A 19,266-nucleotide genomic window follows, 5' to 3' on the forward strand; every position below is an offset into this window, starting at 1 on the left:
ACATCATGAAAAAATATATTCCCTTATTCTTGATGCTTTTTATTGCGGCATCCTCTGTGGCAATAGCCCAAACGGACAACATCAGCCCTCAAAGAAAGCAAGCCATTGACTCTCTGGCTTTAGAGAAAGTCAAAGATTTGAGTAAATACATCAGCATTATAGGCAGTAAGCAAACACAATTCTCAGAAGCCAACCGCGTTATGGATAGGGCTGAAGAGCTTTTCGCTCCAGAAGCTGAAATGGGTGTTTCTTCTTTGAGCTCCAAAGAAATCGCCTATTATAAAGTAAGAAGATACTTTGAAAGACTGATGGCATTGAATTACGATCAGGTAAACATATCCTGGTATGACATTCATTACATTAGTGACCTGGAAAGACAGCCTGACGGCCGGTATGTAGGTGTGATCACCGTTTACCAAAGGTTTGAAGGTACTTCTAGGGAAAGTGGGTTAAATTATAAAGACACAACCAAAAAAGACATCACCATTTACGTAGAGAAAAAGCAGACTCAGGTTGCTGGAAGGACTATTGATTTCTGGGACGTGATGCTGGGAGATATCCGGGTGACTGAAACATCTGCATGAGAAAATTTATTTTAGTACTAGTATTAATTACATCTTATAGGTTTGCACCGGGGCAGGGTTTGTACAGCCCCGGTCAGCCTTCTGATGACGGCAGATTTGCCGCATCAACCAAACAGGTCAATCAATTTTTCAGGAGATTCAACGCCGAAGAAAGTAAAGACGGAAGTACCCGCTTCAACCCAGGAGACAGGGAATACAGGGACCGAGAGTTAAGAAAAGGGTTTATCAATATCCTTTTTGACAACGAAACCACATCTGTCCCAAAAAGCTTAAAAGAGGATTTCACTCAAACGGTTATCTCAACAGGTAATCCCCAATTTCTTGATTTTCACAATGGCGAATGGTTTGCCGAGGTAAATACTGTATTTATGATTAAAGGCAAGCGTGAAAACGTTACCCTTTTCATGAAACTGCAGGAAGAAGGACTGGGATTTGAATGGGTCATTGACAACATAGCCGCCGACTTTTTCAAATTATACTTCGATAAAGACACCGGAAATGACAAACAGTTCTTGCATCCGCTGAGTCATGAATTGGGTTTCATGAACCTAAGAAAAGCTTTGCAGGACAACAAAAAGCCAGAATCTTATACACCAAAAGAATTTTCTCCTGATTACCTTTCGATTTTTCTTTACGAAATCAAGAAAGGAAACATCAGGTTTGAAACTGTGTCTGATGTGAAATTTCATTTTTTCCAGATCAGTGATTGGTATTTCGAGTTATCCCAGTTCAACCGACCGGGATTCAACACAGGTTGGTTAATTTCCAATCTGGTAAAGTTAAATGAAGGTGATAAGGACGTGATTTTAAACTACATCTATGACCAGAATTAGACCCTATCTATTTTTCCTGTTGTTTTTCTTCGCCACTCCATTCTTGCGAGCCCAAGATCTTGGTGATTATTCCAAACAGGAAATAAAAGATTTTACCCAAAATGTTGAGGATCAGATGAAATTTCTGGAATATTTCCTCAATACTGTGGGCAGCAAGGAAACCTCTGCGAGAGATAAGGATGTCATCATTAGAGAGAGTTACAAAAAGATTTTTAGGGACGAAAAAGTACAGGTGGAGGATGACCTCCTTCTGGACAGAAAAGTAATTACCAACAAGGATGTCACAGCCTATTTGAAAGACATTGAGTTCTTTTTTAAAGATGCTCAATTCAATCTTAAAGTAAGAGAAATTAAGCCGTTTTTAAGGGACAATGGAGAACTTTCATTTTTAGTTTCTCTTGATCGTACTTTGACAGCCACCGGACTTACCAATGAAAAAATCGAGAATACCAAACCGAGATTTATCGAAGTAAATGTAGACAAAAGAAGCAATGAATTGAAAATAGCTTCTGTATACACAACTAAGTTAAGCAGAGACAAAGAATTGATGGAATGGTGGGCCAACCTATCATTTGAATGGGAAGCTTATTTCCGTGACAGGTTCGATTTTAAAGATGATTCGCTTACCATAGAGCAGATCTATAAGATCACCGATGTGGATACCTTGAAGTTGAGCAACAACACTTTGATCAAAGACCTGGGGCCGATCCAAACCTTAAGGGAATTGAAATACCTTGATATCAGCAATACCCATATTGAAGAACTCAATCCCATCAGCAATGTTACTTTTTTGAGTTACTTGGACATTTCCAATACCCCTACGCAGGATGTTCAATTCCTAAAGTATTCTGATAATCTCACCTATCTGGATATTTCCCACACCAAGGTTGATACGATTGATGATCTGAACAACCTCAAAAAATTAAAAACATTCAAAGCAGAAAAAACCCCTTTGGCAGGTTTCAGCGTGCTCAACAATTATAAAGATTTGGAACACCTTAATCTCAAAGAGAGTGGTTTTAATAACCTTGAAAACATCAAAGAACTCAATCAGCTGAAGCACCTCAATATCAGCGGTAATTATCTGATCAATTTTGATTATTTAAGTGAGTTGACAAGTCTGGAAGAGTTGATCATGCAGGAAAGTAATCTGGTGGATTTATCACCTTTGGCTAGCCTGGAAAAACTTAGAGTGGTCAACATCAGCAATACAGAGGTGGGTAACCTTGAACCTCTTTCAAATAAACCAGAGTTGAGGCGAATTTATGCGGATCAGACCAGTATTCCTGAAGAAATAGCGGATGAATATGCCAGGGTCAATCGTTCTGTCCTGCTTATCCATAATGTAGAAAGCCTGGAGTCTTGGTGGAATTCTCTTCCTGAAGGATGGAAAGAAGTGATAGAAAGACAAAATCCCGGCTTAACAAAAGGAACCCCTGCTGCGGAAGAACTCTCGACGTTGGTCAATAAAGAAATAGTGGATATTTCAAACAGTGAGGTAGTAAACCTGCGCCCGATTTTGAAATTCAAAAAAATCATTGAATTTAATTGTAACAATACCAAAGTGGATGACCTTTCACCTTTGGCAGACAGCAAAACACTTGTGAAACTTTCTGCCAAAAATACCAAAATTACCCAGGTGGAGGCTTTAAAAAATGTCAATACACTTGAAACGATAATTTTGGAACAAAATGAAATCCAAAGGATTGAATCTTTGAAGTTTCTTCCTGAACTGAAATACCTAAACATTGACCATACGGATGTAGCTCGGTGGGAAGTCCAGGAGCTTATTGAGCTAAAACCAGAAGCCAACATTATTTTTAGAACAGAGGAACTGGAAGATTGGTGGGAAAATCTAAATGAAAACTGGAAAGCTATTTTTGATAAATCCTTTGATGTGGGAGATAATCCAAACTCGGATGAGTTGCATAAAATGACAGCTTCAACATCTATCACCATCAATGGGGACAATATCCAAGATCTTTGGCCTTTGAAAGTATTTATCAACCTGAGAAATCTGGAAATCAATAATGTGCCTTTAGCGGATGTTTCCGCACTAACAGAATTGAGTTTATTGGAAAAGCTGAAAATTTCTCAGGCTCCTGTCAGTTCTCTTGAAGCCTTTAGAAATCTGAATGTTTTGGAGGAACTCGATTTAAGCAATACAGCCATTGAGGATTTGAGGCCATTGGACAACCTCACGAGACTTAAAAAACTCAACTTATCCGGCACCGGCATCAAAAGACTGAGAGGGCTTGAAAACCTATTTGAACTGAACGATTTGGATATCTCCAGTACCAATGTGAGAACCATCAGTCCAATCAGCAATCTTTTGAACATCGAAAAGTTTATTTGTTTCAATACCAGGATTAACCAAAGGCAAATCGATAATTTCAAGGCAGCCAACCCTAACGTTGATGTCAGATATTATTAAAACTGATAAAAAAAATCCCGATCATGAATCGGGATTTTTTTATTGGAATCAATTTTATTTTTTCAAAAAGGAGGTAAACATCCAATGATGTAATTCAATTTTTTTGATGAAGGCGATCAACATATCTTCTGTTGCGGTGTCTCCCAGCTCAGCAACTTTTTCTGCACAGTCGTTCATGTTTTCAACCAAGATTTCAAAATCATTAAGAATTTCTTTGACCATTGCATCTGATTTCAAATCAGTCCCGACTTCTTTAATGTCTGAATGCTCCAAATATTCTTTCATCAAACTCAATGGAGTCAGTCCAAAAACTCGGATTCGCTCTGCAATCAAATCTATGTTGGCCATGGCTTCATCATAGAGTTCCTCGAACTTCTCATGCAAATCAAAGAAATCTCCTCCGGTTACATTCCAGTGAAAATTCCTTAGTTTCTGGTAATGGACATGGTAATTGGCCAATAGGGAGTTTAGGCTTGCTACTATTTTATTAGATTCTTCTTTGTTGTATCCCAACTTTTTGAATACTCTTTTTTCTAATACTGGCATGGTGTTAAAATTTTAAGGTTTAGTGATTTATTCAGATTATTCTTCTAAATAACATACTAATTAAACGTTGAAATAGGCTATTTGTTTTGATTAATGTCTCAATAATTATAGAAAAATGGGAGACAGATAAAAAAGGACGTTGAGCCTCAAAAAGCACAAAAATCAATAGTTTGGAAGTTTGAAAACCTGATTTAAACTCATCCTGACGATTTGACCCATATTTTTACAGTCCAAGAACTGAGGATGACCATAATGTTTGGCAAGTTCCTGTTTGAGGTTATCGATATTTTCCGGGGTAGAAATGGTATCATTTTCCATGGCTTTTAGAATATCCTCTATTTCTTTAGGAGAAGATCTAAGCCGATTCGCAATGAGGGCCCTTTCTTCTCGCTGGTATTGTTTCATGGACTCAGGGGTGATGTGTTTGAGACCCAATTGAATCAAAGCGTTGTTTTCTTTGAAGTATTGTGGTAGATAAATGTTTTTCTTTCCTTCATAAGATTGTTGGTCAAAATCAATGGATCTTATCCTGTAGTGGGTTTCTTCAAAATCCGGCGTAACATCAATGACAAAGTTTGAAGAATGCATATCTCCAAGCAATCTTACAAAGCACCTTTCGTTGAATTTGATAAACTCTTTGGCCAAACGGATGGGATTAAGCAAAGGATCGTAGATATACTGTTTCATAAACATTTCCCCCGGAATGCCTGCGATATGTTCTTCTATGAGGGAGTCCTTATAGACCAGGTAATTTATTCGGTTGGGTGAAAGTAAGTGTTCAAGTTCCAGTCCATACACTCTGGAGGCATCAGCGTGCTTGATGTAGAAATAGTCAAAGTTGTCGTTGATACGGTTAACAATACGGACTCTGAAGGGCTGAGTATTGCCGTAAATACACAAATCTACCCGATCCACATACAAGTGTTGCATGACCGACATGTCCCCCTGTGCCTTGATGATTGCATATATTTTTTTGAGGTTGTAATGAATATCAGCCCGATCCGATTCTAAGTAAAACACAGTTTCCCACAGCGTATCATTTTCCCTCGAATCATACAAAGGAATAGAACTGTTGTAGCGGAGCAATTCCTTGTAATGTATCGGAATATCTACCTCCCGGCCATATTTCACCAAATACTGTCTGAGGCCTTTGCTGATGGGGTAAATTTTTTTCTTTTTGCTGATCAAGGCCATATCCAACTTATTTAAGACCTCAAAGCACGGTATTCCTCTTTTAATTTACGGTCAAACAGAAATGGGCCAAATGGCAACAAAGCTGCAATCAGGCCAACCAGTGTTTTCCGAAAACTCCAGGATAATTTTTTTGAAGTCGGAAAAAGGATGTAAACATAAAGAACAAACAAAATACCATGTGCCCAACCTACATATTTGACCGCATCCGGCATATCCATGGTATATTTGAGCGGCATGGCAATGAATAGCAATACCAAAAAGGAAATGCCCTCAGCAATGCTGATTCCACGGAATCTAGCGAGTAGTTTCAACTTTTCTTGATCTTGCATGATTAAGGGTTAATGTTAAAAAGGACCTGAAGCTGTTTCCAAAGCTTCCCCTTCAAAGGACGGTTGACAGAAAGCTCTGACAATTCATCAGCGAAAAGATATTCTACCTCGTCCAAAGCCCGTATGTCATAAAGATCATTCCTTTTTTTCATCAGAGGATGGGCGAAATTCCCAAAAACCAAGATCTTGTTTGGATTTAACCGGTCAATTGCATCCAAAGAAGCTTCCTGTAAATGTTCTGATGATACCAAGGCGATATCTTTTAAAGAACAGTTTACCGCTTCCATGATGCGCATCAAAAAGACACTTTCTTCTGTTTTCAAGCTTTTCCCTTGGTACACCACAAGGACTCCTTTTTCAAATTGGCCTTCATGCTCCAATTTTTCATACTCCAGGCTTTCTGGTTCTTCTGCGTTAGATGACGACGTATTTTGTTCTGATGATTCATTGCTCATTTCAGTAACCGGTTTCTGGCTTCTATTGGTAAATGACTGAATTAGAGAATCATCCGAAATCAACACCAATTCTTGGTCCATGAATAGACCCATGTGTTGTAGGTTCATTTCTTCCATAGCCTAAAAATGACCAAAAATTTTCCTCCAAACAAAATTTAAAGTTGAATAGATGATAATTTATGTGGAACCATATCAGGTATTTTACCATGCTTTTTTCATCTCCCTTTTTCTGTAAAGAACGAATGAATAATAACAAGTAATTATTTGGAAGCTTTACAAAAGCAATGAAAAGGAGTAAAATAAACCATTAAAATACAATTTTGATTTATTGAGGAATTTTTTTAACTTACAGATGAATCTGATGTCAATAAGTTGATTTATGATAAAAATTTTTCATTAATAGTGTATGCGTTTTTAAATGTTTTATGATTCTTTTTTAGACTGCCGGCCAAGTTTAGGGATGGATTTATTTTGAATAATTATTCAGGATAGATTCTGGAGATTTTAAAGTTGAAATTTTATTTACCACTTAACCAATATAATTATGGGAAATCTACTTTATGTAATTGCAGTTATCTTGATCATCGCATGGCTAATAGGCTTTATAGGCTATAGTGCCGGAGGCCTTATCCATATTTTGCTCGTCATAGCCGTAGTGGCAATTTTATTGCGGGTCATTAGAGGGGGTAGGGCAGTCTAGCTGCCATTTGCAGATTAAAAATAAGAAAAGCGGGCTGTTTTGTTCTCAAAACAGCCCGCTTTCATTTAATTTTCAATTTTATTTCTCCTCCAATCGTTCTGTCAGAGACTATACATCCTCAATTTATTTTTTAGCCAAAGGTCCATCTAGGTCAAAAATTGATTTCAGTTCCACAGCATCTTTAGGATCCATTCGCTTGGATAGGATCAACCTTAGCTGCCTTCTTCGCAAAGCCCCCTCAAACAATTCAATTTCTTCCTCAGTTTCGGGGTTGACCTCAGGTACTTCAATGGGACGACCATTTTGATCCACTGCAACAAAAGTGAAAAAAGCCCTGTGGGTCTTTATTTTTTTATTGGCCGGGATATCCTCTGCCCAAACCTCTATAAACACTTCCATCGAGGAGTTAAAAGCACGGGTAACTTTAGACTTTAAGGTGACCACATTTCCCAAAGCAATGGGATGGGTGAAAGAAATGCTGTCTGCCGAGGCGGTTACCACAATCCTGTTGGAATGTTTTTGTGCAGCAATGGCCGCGACAACATCCATCCAGTGCATCAGTTTTCCGCCCATGAGGTTATTGAGCGTATTGGTATCATTGGGAAGTACCATCTCGGTCATAATGACCTCTGAGGCTTTTGCTGCTTTCTTTTTTGCCATAAAAGGATTGTTTTGACAAAAATACAGAATTTATTTTGCTTTGGAAGCGATCTGATGCCGATAAATCAGAATATTGTTTTGATTTTACCAGCCTTCTTCCCCCAATAACGGTACAAAAGCAAAACTGTCCAGTTCTTCTCTGATGATTTGTTTGTTGGTTTTTTTGGTAAGTTTCAACATTTTCTGTGTGGTACGGTCTCCCACTGGAATGACCAAAATGCCTCCAACAGCCAATTGTTTCAGCAATTCCTTGGGTACCACCGGTGCACCTGCGGTCACAATGATTTTATCAAATGGCGCTGCCGATGGAAGGCCTCTGGTACCATCACCATAGTAGAACCGAACATCTATCCCTAGTTTAGGCAGAAACTTTCTGACTTTTTCATACAGTTTTTTTTGGTATTCTATACTGTGGACTTCCGCACCCAGCAGATATAGAATGGCAGCCTGATAACCGGAACCTGTTCCAATTTCCAGAATTTTGTCCCCGGGCATGACCTCCAAAAGCTCGGTTTGATAAGCAACTGTAAAGGGTTGCGAAATGGTTTGCCCTTCCCCAATCGGAAAAGCTTTGTCCTCGTAGGCATGGGAATGCAGGGCACTGTCAAAAAAGAAATGACGGGGCAGAGTTTCCATTGCTTTTAAGACAGCAGGATCTTTGATTCCTTTTTGCTGAATGGTTTTTACCAATGCCCTTCTTTGTCCTTTATGAACTGCGCGATCTTCCAATTTAAGCATGTGCCTGTCAAAAATTTTATGCAAACTTTAATTTATATGCTAAGTTAATTGATAAAATGGCTTATTTTGAATCTCCTCAACCGATTTAATGTTGTGATCTGAATTCTAGCCAATTAATTTTAGTATACATGTTTACAGGAATAATAGAAGCCTTAGGCGAAATAGTACATACTGAAAAAGATGGTTCAAATATCCATTTTGACATTCGAACCAAACTTGCACAGGAGCTTAAAGTGGATCAATCTATAGCCCATGATGGAGTTTGTTTGACAGTGGTGAAAACAGATGGCAACAATTTTAGGGTAACGGCCATTGATGAGACTTTAGGGAAGACCAATCTGAGTTCTTGGACTAAAGGGAGAAAAGTAAACCTTGAACGCTGTATGCCAGCAAATGGACGTTTTGATGGACACATTGTACAGGGGCACGTTGATCAGGTCGGAACAGTGGTCAGTATTGAAGAAAAAGATGGAAGTTGGGTTTTTGGGCTCTCTTATGATCCTGAGGTAGGCAATATCACTGTAGAAAAAGGATCGATTACCATCAATGGAACCAGCCTGACCTGCTTCAATTCCAAAGCAGGAAGCTTTTCTGTGGCGATCATTCCCTATACCTATGCCCATACCAATTTTCATCAGCTAAAAGTAGGCGATAACGTGAATCTGGAATTTGATATTCTAGGGAAATACATGCAACGGATCTTGAAAGGTTACAGCAGTTAAAGAACCCGTACGGATTATAGTTTGAAATGATTTCCCAATTTTTGTAACGTAGCAGGTCGATTGATTTTGCCGGAAGGAGTTTCTTGGAATACCGGTAGGGTATACAGTTCTTTTGGATTATGGAATTTGGGTAATTTTGATTTTACGCTGTCCAAAAATTCACTTATTAAGATTTTGTCCAATGGTTGTGATTCTAAAATCAGCACCAGTTTCTCTCCTAGTTTTTCATCCTTTTCGGCAGCTAGAAAATACCTGGAGTTGGGGGAGAATTCCCGGATTAAGTCCTCTATTTCTTTTTCCATTAATTCGGGCTGAATCTTGATGCCGCCGGAATTGATGGTGAAATCTGCCCGACCTTTCCAGATAAATTGACCTTCCCGGATGATTTCGACCAAATCTTGGGTCTGCAATCTGGGAGAAATAGCCATAGGCGCTTCTACCCATAACTTATGCTCATGGTCACTTCCAATTTTTACACCGGGAAGGGTGCGAAAGGTTATTGGCTTTGCTTTGAGATCAGACAAAGCAAAATGTGATACCGTTTCGGTCATCCCAAAAGTCAAAAAACTTTTTGTGGGCAACTTCGCCAATGAATAGATTATTTTTTCCTCCAGCGGGGCTCCTCCAATGATCAAATTCCGAACTTTTGCCAGCACTTTCCTGCTTTTTTCTTCTGCCAAACATGCCTCAACTTGAAGGGGCACCATGGCCACAAAATCGAATGCAGTTTCTTCCTCAAATGCCATTAGGGGGTTTTGGGTAGGAGGGATGAGTACCACATCAGCATCCCATTCCATGGCCCTGACCAACATCATCTTGCCGGCAATCATTTCGGTATTCAGGCAACATAGCAGGGTGGCAAGTTTTTCCGGAAGAAAAAAGTCACGGGTAGCGGCAGCGCTAAACTCCATTTGACTTCTGGAGATCTTTATGGTTTTTGGGTCCCCTGTGGATCCGGAAGTTTTGAGTTCAAATTGGTCTTGACCGCTAAGCCATGCGGAACAAAAATCCAGGGATAGATCAGCATAGGGTGAAACAGAGGGCCAATACCCCTTTTTGATTTGATCAAAAGAAACAAGAGCCCGATCTATTTGAATGCTTCCCATGTGCTGAGGCAATTTGGCAAACTGATGATTGGAATTACTTGGCAATTATTATATCCAACTATGCTTTAGGATTTGGATTTCTTGGATAGTTGCGACGGGATTTGTTTCTATGTACAGGCTTTTTCTGCGCGTGTGTTGAGGCCGGTTTGGATGGAGCAGGAAAGCTAGATGGATGAGAGGTCGGATAAGGATGGTCTTTTATCACCGGAACACTCTGTCCAATCAGTTTCTCTATGTTTTTCCAATCCTTGTATTCTTCCGAGGTACAGATGGATAAGGCTTTACCGGCAGCACCGGCCCGGCCTGTACGACCAATCCTGTGGACATAAGTTTCAGAGATATTGGGTATCTCAAAATTGATCACATGACTCAAACCATCCACATCGATGCCTCTTGCAGCGATGTCAGTGGCAATCAATACCCTTGTTTTTCCGGACTTAAAATTGCTCAGGGCATTTTGACGGGCATTTTGTGACTTGTTGCCGTGGATGGCCTGGGCCTGTATGTTATTTCGGGCAAGGATTTTCACCACTTTGTCCGCGCCATGCTTGGTACGGGTAAAAACCAACGTAGAATCTTTGGCTTCTTTTTCCAGCAGATAGACCAATAGGTCGTTTTTGTCTTTCTTTTCTGTAAAATAGACGGATTGCTGTACGGTCACTGCGGTGGAAGATGGAGGGGTGATGTCTACCCTTTGGGGCTCTTTAAGCAGGGAATTCGCCAGATCCACAATATCAGGTGGCATGGTAGCAGAAAACAACAGTGTTTGCCTTTTGGCTGGCAATAGAGAGATGATTTTTTTTACATCATGGATAAAGCCCATATCCAACATCCGATCGGCTTCATCCAGGACAAACACTTCCAGAGTTTTCATGTTGATATAGCCCTGATTGGCCAAATCCAATAAGCGACCTGGTGTGGCTATCAAAACATCCACCCCTTTTCTGAGAGCAATGGTTTGTTGGTGCTGTTTTACCCCACCAAAAATCACGGTATTGGTCAAGCCTGTAAATTTGCCATAAGCTGAAAAGCTGTCAGCAATCTGAATGGCCAATTCCCGGGTTGGCGTTACAATCAGTGCTCTGATTGCCTTGTTTCTTTGGTTGGGTTGTGAGCTTTTTTCCAATATTTGAAGAATGGGAATCGCAAAGGCCGCTGTTTTTCCTGTTCCTGTTTGGGCGCAACCCAAAAGGTCCCTTCCTTTCATGACAATAGGAATGGCTTGTTGCTGTATAGGGGTGGGGTTGGTGTAGCCCTCTGACGTAACTGCTTTCAGAAGTGCAGGGCTAAGGTTTAAATTTTCAAAAGTCATTGAATAAATAGATAAATGGCTTAAGCCAACCATATGGCTTGGATATACGTGCTGCAAGTTAACACATAATCATGGCTTTTGGTTGCTAATCCAATTCTTTAACCCAACTGAATTCTTCAAAACTGCATTTTCATCCAACTTTTGTGGTGGCAACAAACTATCCCTTTATGTTTTTTTGACGGGATGGCTTTTGAGTTAACGGAATTTTTCTTCGATTCCCCACTTTTCACCTTCGATCAGTCAACTTTTTTAATTTAGGCCTGTTATCTTGCATGAAATTTTATTTCCAAACCAAAGCAAGTCATGAACTGGAAAACCGTCAAAGAATATCAGGACATTACCTATAAGAAATCAGCTGGCGTGGCCAGAATTGCCTTTAACCGTCCCGAGGTAAGAAATGCCTTCCGGCCACGGACGACCAGCGAATTGTATGATGCCTTTTTGGACGCCAGAGAGGATACCTCCATTGGGGTTGTGCTGTTGTCGGCAGAAGGTCCATCTCCCAAAGACGGGGTATATGCTTTTTGCAGCGGTGGAGACCAAAAGGCCCGGGGCCATCAGGGTTATGTGGGAGAGGATGGGATGCATCGTCTGAACATTCTTGAGGTCCAACGGCTGATTCGGTTTATGCCAAAGGTGGTCATTGCGGTAGTTCCCGGATGGGCGGTAGGAGGAGGGCATAGCCTTCATGTGGTTTGCGACCTGACACTAGCAAGTAAGGAACATGCCATTTTTAAGCAAACCGACGCCGATGTGACCAGTTTTGACGGAGGTTATGGATCCGCATATCTGGCCAAAATGGTGGGGCAAAAGCGGGCCAGGGAAATATTCTTTTTGGGAAGAAATTATTCTGCACAGGAGGCCTATGACATGGGCATGGTCAATGCGGTAGTGCCCCATGAAAAGCTGGAAAGTACCGCTTATGAGTGGGCACAGGAAATTTTGGAAAAGTCTCCCACTTCCATCAAGATGTTGAAATTTGCCTTCAACCTTACTGACGATGGTATGGTCGGCCAACAGGTTTTTGCCGGTGAGGCCACCCGATTGGCTTACATGACCGAGGAGGCCAAAGAGGGAAGAAATGCGTTTTTGGAAAAAAGAAAACCTGACTTTAAGGACATCAAGTGGATTCCATGAGTAACTTTTTGCTTATGGACTAAAGGATAACCCCTTCAATACAAAAGCATTTTGAAATGATTTGAGGTCGTAGATAGGTTCGGGCAATTGGGCATATTCTCCAATAAGCTGATAGATGGCTTTCGATGTCTTTCCTGATTTTCTCAAATACTGTATGGAGGTGGCACCTGCCGATTTGGACATTTTCTTCCTCTTTTGGTCTACGAGTAATGGGTGGTGGTAAAAGGTGGCTTGTGCAAATTTTGATCCGTTTAGCATTGGGGAAAGGTGTACCTGGGCCAGACTGGAACCATACAGGTCTTTGCCCCTTACTACCAAATCCACGCCGTAATAATCATCATCGATCACTGAGGCCAATTGATAGGCAGCCTTACCATCTTTTTTTCGGACAACGAAATCAAATAGTTCACCTGATAAAAGCCCCTTTATCTTCCCTTGAATCAAATCCTTGATCCAAATGGGCTGGTTAGTTGGGGTTTTGATCCTCCAAGCCGTTTCCGGCTGGTTGAAGTCCAGGTTTTTATCCCTGCAGAAGCCAGTGTAATAGCCCTTGGGATGAGATTTTGCAATTTTTCTTCTAGAACAATTGCAGGCATACAAAGATTTTTTTTCTTTCAACTTCTCTAAAGCCTCTTGGTAGAGATTTGCTCGATGGGATTGGGAATATTCATTTTTGAATTCCTGAAGGTTTTTTGGCCCCAAATCGAAATTGATTTCAAGAAAATCCAAGGTGTCAAAAATATCATTCAGATAGGATTTCTTTACCCTGTCTTGGTCCAAATCATCGATCCGTAGCAGGATTTTCGCACCATGTTTTTTGGCAAGGCATGAGGTAATCAGGAAGGAATAGATGTTGCCTAGATGGAGGTACCCACTGGGTGTAGGGGCCAGGCGGGTTAGTTTGAAAGTTTGCATTTGCCAAGAAAATAAAAAACGGTAAGGATTGCTAATGTCAAGGGGACTGTATGGGAATAAACCTTGCGAAGAGCTCTTCTTTGTACCACTTTTCTTTTTTTACTTTCTGTATGATGGCTTTGTGGACAGAGGAATAAGCGTAGGTTTTCATCGCCTCTTCCGATTCCCAATGGCTGAAAGTGGCTTGTTCTATGGCCGGCCATTGTCCGATGCCTTTGGTATAAATCAAGCCCTTTGCTTCGGCGATAGACTGGCTGGCCTGAGGGACATGTTTCCAAAACCGAAGCAGTTTGATCATCCTGATTCGCGCGCGGGTCAACACCATGATAGGCCCTCCTAAATACTGGGCTGTACCGTTAAAAGGATTTTGCCCACCCCAGGTTCCGTGTGATTGTACGCAGGCCAACCAAAATGTTTTATAGGAGCTGCTTTTCTCACTGAAATGCAGGAAGGCCTCAGAGGCTTCATAATTTTTGGCATGATCCCTATTTTCCCAGACAGTCAATAGGGCATAGGTTGAAAAATCTGGTTTCAAGGAAAATCCAGTTCCACTACCTGAACCCAATAGTTTAACCAAGGCGGTTCCCTCCAAATTGTTGAGCAAGTCCAAGGCTTGCTGCATCTGATTAAAAGCCCACCAGCGTTTTTTGGTCGGGAATTCAAAAAAAGTGATAGAGGTAATTGATTTGGGTTGATCCATGGGGTATTAACATTAAGAAACAGATCCTTGTTCATGCAGAAAGTTTGGTCTAAAGACGGTAAAAATAAAATTTATTTTAATGATAATCGAAGAGAAAGGCCCATGGTTTAAATGGAATTTCGCAGATTTTAAAAATTCTTATATGGAACACCCAAAAGAAGCCCTTCGACAAATTATACTTACCTTTATCCGGAACAAACGATCTTGTAAAAAATTATTTTTATTTTATGCAAACCGATATCAAAATTGCGGTCTTGATAGACGCTGATAATGTTCCTTCTGGACAGGTCAAAGAGATGATGGAAGAAATTGCCAAATACGGCAATCCCACCATCAAAAGAATCTACGGTGACTGGACCAAACCCCAATTGGTAAAATGGAAAAACGTGTTGTTGGAAAATGCCATCAATCCCATGCAGCAATACAGTTATACTTCCGGTAAGAATGCCACAGATTCCGCGATGATCATTGATGCCATGGATATTTTGTATTCTGAGAGAGTCAACGGTTTCTGTATTGTTTCCAGTGATTCCGATTTCACCAAACTGGCCACTCGGTTAAGGGAAGCCGGCATGCTGGTTTTGGGAATGGGGGAGAAGAAGACTCCGGAGCCCTTTATTGTGGCTTGTGATAAGTTTATTTATGTGGAAATTCTACAGCAGACGATAGACGATCAGGAAGATCACAAGGACAAAAGCCAGCCCAAACCCAATGTAGATAAAATCAATCCCAAAATCATCCGTTTGATTTCCAGCACCATTTCAGATTTGGCGGATGAGGACGGATGGGCTTTTATGGGAGATGTAGGCAATCTGTTGCAGAAAAAGCAACCCAACTTCGATTCGCGGAACTATGGTTTCCAGAAACTCACTCCTTTGATCAGCTCGATCAGCAAATTTGAGATTGAACAGAGAGAGAACCAAAAAGGCAGGTATAAGTTGATTTATGTAAGGAACAAAACCAGTTAATAAGTTTTAACGGTTCATTTTTTCTATCCTCAAGCAGCTTCAGTAACTTGTATTCTGAAATGAATAAGTTTTGGATTTCGGCAATTTGTATGTTTTTGTTATACCTCCCTCTGCAAGGTCAGGTAGTGACAGGGAACATCGTTGATGCTCAGGATAGAAGGTATTTGGAAACTGTCATGGTGACCAACCTCACGACCAACGACAGTGCCATGTCCAATTTTCGGGGCTACTTTAGGGTCAAAGCCAGTTCAGGTGATTCGCTAAGGTTTACCAAAGATGGTTTTCTTTCCCATACCCGAAAGGTAGAAAGTCCTGACCACATCATGGTCACCCTAAATTTCGATTCTTTTCTGTTGCCTACAGCGTATGTCTTTGGAGAACAAGAAGTGATTAGGTTTGTAATCCCAAACCTTTCTCAATACCAATCTCTTTCCAGCCGCCCCGCTGGACCCGGGAAAATGTATCTTGGCCACAGCGAATCCAATACCGCCCTAACACCTGGAATGACATTGGACGGACCCATTTCTTATTTTACCCGAAGAGAGAGACAAAAAAGGCAATACCAAAGAAGGCTGGAAAAAGCGGCAAGGCAGCAACCTTATTTGGATTTGATCAACTCGGATTCTGTTCGGTTTGCTTTGCGTTACAGGTATGGCCTGAATAAACAGGACCTGGATAGCCTGATTGTGGAATTTAACCTTTACCATATCGAACATGAGTTTCTTGACATGGATACCGAAACGGTCAGTCGATTGTTGGTGGAATTTCTGAACAACAATGTGTTTATCCGAAGGGAAGGTATTTGGTAATTTCTTGCAATGAAAAAACTCAAACAATGAAAAAAGCCTCCTTTTGATTAAGGGAGGCTTTAATTCTGTTGTACATGGTCAAATATGATTATTACTCTCCATTAGACCTCCTTGACTTCTGTGGCCAATTTCTGCAAAGAATCCTTGGCATCTCCAAAAAGCATCCGGGTTTTGGGATAGAAAAACAGCTCATTTTCAATTCCTGCATAACCCGCACTCATGCCTCTTTTGAGGATGATCACATTTTTGGCTTGATCCACTTCAAGGATCGGCATCCCAAAAATAGGGGAAGAGGGATCATTTTTGGCTGCCGGGTTTACCACGTCATTGGCCCCGATAACCACCACCACATCCGTAGAAGCCAGTTTCGGATTGATTTCTTCCATTTCCTGTAGCCTTTCATAAGGCACATCGGCTTCAGCCAAGAGCACGTTCATGTGTCCGGGCATCCTTCCTGCCACGGGGTGAATGGCATAATTGACTTCCACGCCTTTTTCTTCCAGCAGTTGTTCCAATTCATGGCAGATGTGCTGTGCCTGAGCCACAGCAAGTCCATAACCGGGTACTATGACCACTTTTTGTGAGTAAGACAGTAGGACCGCTGTATCATTGATGGATATTTCTCTGACGGTTTGGTCACCAGAGGCACTTTTTCCTCCTGCTGCCCCTGCTGCTCCAAAAGCACCCAAGAGCACATTGGTCAGGGACCGGTTCATGGCTTTACACATGAGAATGGTAAGGATAGTTCCAGCAGAACCCACCAGAATACCACCCGTCAACATGGCTTTGTTGCTATAAAGGAAACCTCCTAAAGCCGCTGCAATACCTGTAAAGGAATTTAATAGCGAAATCACCACAGGCATATCTGCTCCACCGATAGGCATTACAAAGAGAATTCCATAGATCAAAGCCACTCCAAGCAACACATAAAAGAGCATGGGATTGATCTCACCGAAAAATTGGATCAAAATCAAAGCAATCATTCCAAACAGTAAAATCATGTTCACCGCCTGATTAAAAGGCAAAACCTTGTCTTTGATTTTACCTTCCAATTTTCCGTAGGCTATCATGGATCCTGCAAAGGAAACACTACCGATAACCAAGCCCAGCAACATGACCAATAAAGCCCCGTCAAAAGCTGAAGTAACGGTGACATGTTGGTGATTCTGGAATTCGATGATGGCGATCAAGGCCGCACAGGCTCCCCCCATTCCGTTGAAAAAGGAGACCATCTGTGGCATGGCGGTCATTTTCACTTTCTGGGCCATGATGGTTCCAATGATCGACCCTACCAAAAGACCAAAAAAGATCAGTCCGTAATTGAAGAGCTTGTTGGCATCATAGGATTGGTACAAGACCAAAGTAGCCAAAATGGCGATAAGCATGCCAGCAGCGGCAATCAAGTTTCCTTTACGAGCGGTGTCCGGGTGGCTAAGCATTTTCAAACCGACCACAAAAGTCAGGGAGGCGATCAAATAACTGATCTCCAAAATATTTAAACTGATCATTGTTTCTTAGGTTTTTTCTTAAACATTTCCAACATCCTGTCTGTCACCACAAATCCACCAACCACATTAAGCGTACCCATGACCACGGCCAAAAAACCGATGGAAAGAGCCGCATAATTGTCAGGGGAGGCCTGAAGCATGACGATGATGGCACCAACTACCACCACACCATGAATGGCGTTGGCTCCGGACATGAGTGGCGTATGTAGAATGGCTGGTACATTGGAAATGACTTCCACACCTAACAAAATGGCCAGTATCAGGAAATAAATCATCTCCATATTCTGACCGATATAATTGAGTAACTGTTCCATATTTAAGCGTTAATCATTTGGGTGATTCTGGAATTTACCGGCTTGCCATCATGACACACACAAGTACCTGTTACGATATCATCCTCAAAGTTCAGGTCCAACTTTCCTTCCTTGATGATCAATTTAAGAAAGTTCAGGTAGTTTTTCCCGTACATTTTACTTGCGTCTTGAGGTAATTGAGCCGCTAGGTTTCCTACCCCAACAACCCTGACCCCATTTACTATGACTGTTTGATCCGGTTGGGTGAGTGCACAATTGCCCCCTGAAGATGCGGCAAGGTCAATGATGACAGAACCTGCCTTCATGGCATGGACGGTTCTCTCCTCCACCAAAATGGGTGCCTTCCTTCCCGGAATCTGTGCAGTGGTGATGATCACATCAGCTTTTGAGGCATGTTCGTGAATGGTGTATTTTTGTTTCTGAAGGTATTCTTCGCTTTGTTCCACCGCATATCCTCCTGCACCTTTGTCTTCTTTTGCCCCTTCCACATCCACAAATTTGGCTCCTATGGACAGGACTTCTTCTTTTGCGGCCTGCCTGACGTCAAAAGCAAATACTGAGGCGCCAAGCCGCTTGGCTGTCGCGATCGCTTGTAACCCGGCTACCCCTGCACCTAATACCAAGACTCTTGATGGAGTAATGCTGCCTGCAGCAGTCATAAACATGGGGAAAAATCTGGGAAGAAGGTCTGCGGCCATCAAGACGGCTTTGTAACCCTGCACTGTTGCCATTGAGGAAAGCACATCCATAGATTGCGCTCTGGTAGTCCGAGGTACCAGTTCCATGCTGAAAGCAGTTCGTTTTTGATCAATCAGGTATTGAGTCAAGTCGGGATTATACAAAGCATTGAATTGGCCCATGATCACCGCATCGGACTTTGAAGTTGAAATTTCTGCTTGCGTTAGCGCTTGGATTCCGAGCAAAAGGTCCGAGTCTTTGAGGATTTTTTCTCTTGGATGGATCTTGGCGCCCGAATCGATATACTGTTGATCCGAAGCATAGGCTGCAAAACCTGCTCCTGGTTCTACCCAAATCTCTACCTGCCAGCTGAGTAAAGTTTTAACAGCCTCAGGGAGCATGGCCACTCTTGCCTCTCCCAAAGGTTCTTTTAATATTCCTATGATCATTTGAATTTAATAAGGTAAGCTTTAAAAGGGCGTTGCATTAAGCCAAAGATTAAAGAAAGGTTAAGGGTTTTATTTTGCCTGTGAAGATTATGAAAAAAAACGGGAAATGAAAAAATATTTGGTATTTGATGGAAAGAAAATCATTTCTTGAACTCATTTGAAGGCAATTCCAATT

21 protein-coding genes are annotated in these 19,266 nt (G+C 41.4%); 8 read left to right on the forward strand and 13 right to left on the reverse strand.

What is annotated here, in order from left to right; all coding sequences use genetic code 11:
• The first annotated feature begins 5 nt into the window (after nt 1-5).
• Genes H1A14_RS07565 through H1A14_RS07575 form a run of 3 tightly spaced genes read left to right on the forward strand, consistent with a single transcriptional unit; the run spans nt 6 to nt 3,851 of the window.
• Complete coding sequence (locus H1A14_RS07565; RefSeq protein WP_194775632.1) at nt 6-584, forward strand: hypothetical protein; 579 nt, start codon at nt 6-8, stop codon at nt 582-584.
• Nucleotides 581-1,417 (forward strand): hypothetical protein, encoded by an 837-nt coding sequence (locus tag H1A14_RS07570; protein ID WP_194775633.1) that lies wholly within the window; start codon nt 581-583, stop codon nt 1,415-1,417. Before H1A14_RS07565 ends, H1A14_RS07570 begins: the two co-directional genes overlap by 4 nt.
• Nucleotides 1,404-3,851 (forward strand): leucine-rich repeat domain-containing protein, encoded by a 2,448-nt coding sequence (locus H1A14_RS07575; RefSeq protein WP_194775634.1) that lies wholly within the window; start codon nt 1,404-1,406, stop codon nt 3,849-3,851. Before H1A14_RS07570 ends, H1A14_RS07575 begins: the two co-directional genes overlap by 14 nt.
• Nucleotides 3,852-3,905: 54 nt before the next feature.
• On the opposite strand, the gene H1A14_RS07580 is transcribed toward H1A14_RS07575, so the two are convergent.
• From H1A14_RS07580 to H1A14_RS07595, 4 genes are all read right to left on the reverse strand, one after another.
• On the reverse strand, nt 3,906-4,397 hold the full coding sequence (locus H1A14_RS07580; RefSeq protein WP_194775635.1) for a Dps family protein: 492 nt from the start codon (nt 4,395-4,397) through the stop codon (nt 3,906-3,908).
• A gap of 162 nt (nt 4,398-4,559) precedes the next feature.
• A complete protein-coding gene (locus H1A14_RS07585; protein ID WP_194775636.1) occupies nt 4,560-5,591 on the reverse strand; it encodes a hypothetical protein in 1,032 nt (343 codons plus the stop codon).
• Nucleotides 5,592-5,602: 11 nt separating this feature from the next.
• The gene (locus H1A14_RS07590; RefSeq protein WP_194775637.1) at nt 5,603-5,920 is read right to left on the reverse strand and encodes a DUF3817 domain-containing protein; all 318 of its coding nucleotides are present in this window, start codon (nt 5,918-5,920) and stop codon (nt 5,603-5,605) included.
• Between the two features lie 2 nt (nt 5,921-5,922).
• Entirely contained in the window at nt 5,923-6,468 is a 546-nt protein-coding gene (locus H1A14_RS07595) for a hypothetical protein (protein WP_194775638.1), read from the reverse strand.
• A gap of 451 nt (nt 6,469-6,919) precedes the next feature.
• Between H1A14_RS07595 and H1A14_RS07600 the strand changes: the two genes are divergently transcribed.
• Nucleotides 6,920-7,075, forward strand: a complete 156-nt coding sequence (locus H1A14_RS07600) for a lmo0937 family membrane protein (protein WP_194775639.1) — start codon at nt 6,920-6,922, stop codon at nt 7,073-7,075.
• A 123-nt stretch (nt 7,076-7,198) separates the two neighbouring features.
• Here H1A14_RS07600 and H1A14_RS07605 read toward each other — a convergent pair whose 3' ends face one another.
• Nucleotides 7,199-7,735 carry an acyl-CoA thioesterase gene (locus tag H1A14_RS07605; protein ID WP_194775640.1) on the reverse strand — a complete coding sequence of 179 codons (537 nt, stop codon included), beginning with the start codon at nt 7,733-7,735 and terminating at the stop codon, nt 7,199-7,201.
• An 84-nt stretch (nt 7,736-7,819) separates the two neighbouring features.
• Nucleotides 7,820-8,473, reverse strand: a complete 654-nt coding sequence (locus H1A14_RS07610) for a protein-L-isoaspartate(D-aspartate) O-methyltransferase (RefSeq protein WP_194775641.1) — start codon at nt 8,471-8,473, stop codon at nt 7,820-7,822.
• Nucleotides 8,474-8,601: 128 nt separating this feature from the next.
• Here H1A14_RS07610 and H1A14_RS07615 point away from each other — a divergent pair, with 128 nt between their 5' ends.
• On the forward strand, nt 8,602-9,195 hold the full coding sequence (locus H1A14_RS07615) for a riboflavin synthase (protein ID WP_194775642.1): 594 nt from the start codon (nt 8,602-8,604) through the stop codon (nt 9,193-9,195).
• 14 nt (nt 9,196-9,209) lie between these two features.
• Here the strand turns inward: H1A14_RS07615 and H1A14_RS07620 are convergent, their stop codons facing one another.
• Both H1A14_RS07620 and H1A14_RS07625 read right to left on the reverse strand, forming a co-directional pair.
• Nucleotides 9,210-10,301: an AMP-binding protein gene (locus H1A14_RS07620; protein ID WP_194775643.1), complete on the reverse strand. Its 1,092-nt coding sequence runs from the start codon at nt 10,299-10,301 to the stop codon at nt 9,210-9,212.
• Between the two features lie 58 nt (nt 10,302-10,359).
• Nucleotides 10,360-11,613, reverse strand: a complete 1,254-nt coding sequence (locus tag H1A14_RS07625) for a DEAD/DEAH box helicase (protein ID WP_194775644.1) — start codon at nt 11,611-11,613, stop codon at nt 10,360-10,362.
• A 303-nt stretch (nt 11,614-11,916) separates the two neighbouring features.
• Between H1A14_RS07625 and H1A14_RS07630 the strand changes: the two genes are divergently transcribed.
• The gene (locus H1A14_RS07630) at nt 11,917-12,750 is read left to right on the forward strand and encodes a 1,4-dihydroxy-2-naphthoyl-CoA synthase (RefSeq protein ID WP_194775645.1); all 834 of its coding nucleotides are present in this window, start codon (nt 11,917-11,919) and stop codon (nt 12,748-12,750) included.
• 12 nt (nt 12,751-12,762) lie between these two features.
• Here H1A14_RS07630 and H1A14_RS07635 read toward each other — a convergent pair whose 3' ends face one another.
• Both H1A14_RS07635 and H1A14_RS07640 read right to left on the reverse strand, forming a co-directional pair.
• Nucleotides 12,763-13,665, reverse strand: a complete 903-nt coding sequence (locus H1A14_RS07635) for a glutamate--tRNA ligase family protein (RefSeq protein ID WP_194775646.1) — start codon at nt 13,663-13,665, stop codon at nt 12,763-12,765.
• A 37-nt stretch (nt 13,666-13,702) separates the two neighbouring features.
• Nucleotides 13,703-14,365 carry a spheroidene monooxygenase gene (locus H1A14_RS07640; protein ID WP_194775647.1) on the reverse strand — a complete coding sequence of 221 codons (663 nt, stop codon included), beginning with the start codon at nt 14,363-14,365 and terminating at the stop codon, nt 13,703-13,705.
• 227 nt (nt 14,366-14,592) lie between these two features.
• Here H1A14_RS07640 and H1A14_RS07645 point away from each other — a divergent pair, with 227 nt between their 5' ends.
• Both H1A14_RS07645 and H1A14_RS07650 read left to right on the forward strand, forming a co-directional pair.
• The gene (locus H1A14_RS07645) at nt 14,593-15,333 is read left to right on the forward strand and encodes an NYN domain-containing protein (protein WP_194775648.1); all 741 of its coding nucleotides are present in this window, start codon (nt 14,593-14,595) and stop codon (nt 15,331-15,333) included.
• Nucleotides 15,334-15,392: 59 nt separating this feature from the next.
• Complete coding sequence (locus H1A14_RS07650; RefSeq protein ID WP_194775649.1) at nt 15,393-16,142, forward strand: peptidase associated/transthyretin-like domain-containing protein; 750 nt, start codon at nt 15,393-15,395, stop codon at nt 16,140-16,142.
• A 101-nt stretch (nt 16,143-16,243) separates the two neighbouring features.
• Here H1A14_RS07650 and H1A14_RS07655 read toward each other — a convergent pair whose 3' ends face one another.
• From H1A14_RS07655 to H1A14_RS07665, 3 genes are read right to left on the reverse strand one after another with little or no spacing between them, the layout of a single operon-like run.
• Entirely contained in the window at nt 16,244-17,647 is a 1,404-nt protein-coding gene (locus H1A14_RS07655; RefSeq protein ID WP_194775959.1) for an NAD(P)(+) transhydrogenase (Re/Si-specific) subunit beta, read from the reverse strand.
• Nucleotides 17,647-17,964: an NAD(P) transhydrogenase subunit alpha gene (locus tag H1A14_RS07660; RefSeq protein ID WP_194775650.1), complete on the reverse strand. Its 318-nt coding sequence runs from the start codon at nt 17,962-17,964 to the stop codon at nt 17,647-17,649. The genes H1A14_RS07655 and H1A14_RS07660 overlap by 1 nt, the downstream gene beginning before the upstream one ends.
• 2 nt (nt 17,965-17,966) lie before the next feature.
• On the reverse strand, nt 17,967-19,091 hold the full coding sequence (locus H1A14_RS07665) for an NAD(P) transhydrogenase subunit alpha (protein ID WP_194775651.1): 1,125 nt from the start codon (nt 19,089-19,091) through the stop codon (nt 17,967-17,969).
• Nucleotides 19,092-19,266: the final 175 nt, after the last annotated feature.

Source organism: Pararhodonellum marinum (genome assembly GCF_015354735.1).
GTDB lineage: Bacteria > Bacteroidota > Bacteroidia > Cytophagales > Cyclobacteriaceae > Pararhodonellum > Pararhodonellum marinum.

What these genes read in the sequence shown, in the direction of transcription:
- H1A14_RS07620 (WP_194775643.1), bottom strand. Translation starts at nt 10,301, where the DNA reads ATGGGAAGCATTCAAATAGATCGGGCTCTTGTTTCTTTTGATCAAATC.
- H1A14_RS07625 (WP_194775644.1), bottom strand. Translation starts at nt 11,613, where the DNA reads ATGACTTTTGAAAATTTAAACCTTAGCCCTGCACTTCTGAAAGCAGTT.
- H1A14_RS07665 (WP_194775651.1), bottom strand. Translation starts at nt 19,091, where the DNA reads ATGATCATAGGAATATTAAAAGAACCTTTGGGAGAGGCAAGAGTGGCC.
- H1A14_RS07610 (WP_194775641.1), bottom strand. Translation starts at nt 8,473, where the DNA reads ATGCTTAAATTGGAAGATCGCGCAGTTCATAAAGGACAAAGAAGGGCA.
- H1A14_RS07590 (WP_194775637.1), bottom strand. Translation starts at nt 5,920, where the DNA reads ATGCAAGATCAAGAAAAGTTGAAACTACTCGCTAGATTCCGTGGAATC.
- H1A14_RS07605 (WP_194775640.1), bottom strand. Translation starts at nt 7,735, where the DNA reads ATGGCAAAAAAGAAAGCAGCAAAAGCCTCAGAGGTCATTATGACCGAG.
- H1A14_RS07650 (WP_194775649.1), top strand. Translation starts at nt 15,393, where the DNA reads ATGAATAAGTTTTGGATTTCGGCAATTTGTATGTTTTTGTTATACCTC.
- H1A14_RS07580 (WP_194775635.1), bottom strand. Translation starts at nt 4,397, where the DNA reads ATGCCAGTATTAGAAAAAAGAGTATTCAAAAAGTTGGGATACAACAAA.
- H1A14_RS07615 (WP_194775642.1), top strand. Translation starts at nt 8,602, where the DNA reads ATGTTTACAGGAATAATAGAAGCCTTAGGCGAAATAGTACATACTGAA.
- H1A14_RS07600 (WP_194775639.1), top strand. Translation starts at nt 6,920, where the DNA reads ATGGGAAATCTACTTTATGTAATTGCAGTTATCTTGATCATCGCATGG.
- H1A14_RS07575 (WP_194775634.1), top strand. Translation starts at nt 1,404, where the DNA reads ATGACCAGAATTAGACCCTATCTATTTTTCCTGTTGTTTTTCTTCGCC.
- H1A14_RS07595 (WP_194775638.1), bottom strand. Translation starts at nt 6,468, where the DNA reads ATGGGTCTATTCATGGACCAAGAATTGGTGTTGATTTCGGATGATTCT.
- H1A14_RS07585 (WP_194775636.1), bottom strand. Translation starts at nt 5,591, where the DNA reads ATGGCCTTGATCAGCAAAAAGAAAAAAATTTACCCCATCAGCAAAGGC.
- H1A14_RS07630 (WP_194775645.1), top strand. Translation starts at nt 11,917, where the DNA reads ATGAACTGGAAAACCGTCAAAGAATATCAGGACATTACCTATAAGAAA.
- H1A14_RS07640 (WP_194775647.1), bottom strand. Translation starts at nt 14,365, where the DNA reads ATGGATCAACCCAAATCAATTACCTCTATCACTTTTTTTGAATTCCCG.
- H1A14_RS07565 (WP_194775632.1), top strand. Translation starts at nt 6, where the DNA reads ATGAAAAAATATATTCCCTTATTCTTGATGCTTTTTATTGCGGCATCC.
- H1A14_RS07635 (WP_194775646.1), bottom strand. Translation starts at nt 13,665, where the DNA reads ATGCAAACTTTCAAACTAACCCGCCTGGCCCCTACACCCAGTGGGTAC.
- H1A14_RS07660 (WP_194775650.1), bottom strand. Translation starts at nt 17,964, where the DNA reads ATGGAACAGTTACTCAATTATATCGGTCAGAATATGGAGATGATTTAT.
- H1A14_RS07570 (WP_194775633.1), top strand. Translation starts at nt 581, where the DNA reads ATGAGAAAATTTATTTTAGTACTAGTATTAATTACATCTTATAGGTTT.
- H1A14_RS07645 (WP_194775648.1), top strand. Translation starts at nt 14,593, where the DNA reads ATGCAAACCGATATCAAAATTGCGGTCTTGATAGACGCTGATAATGTT.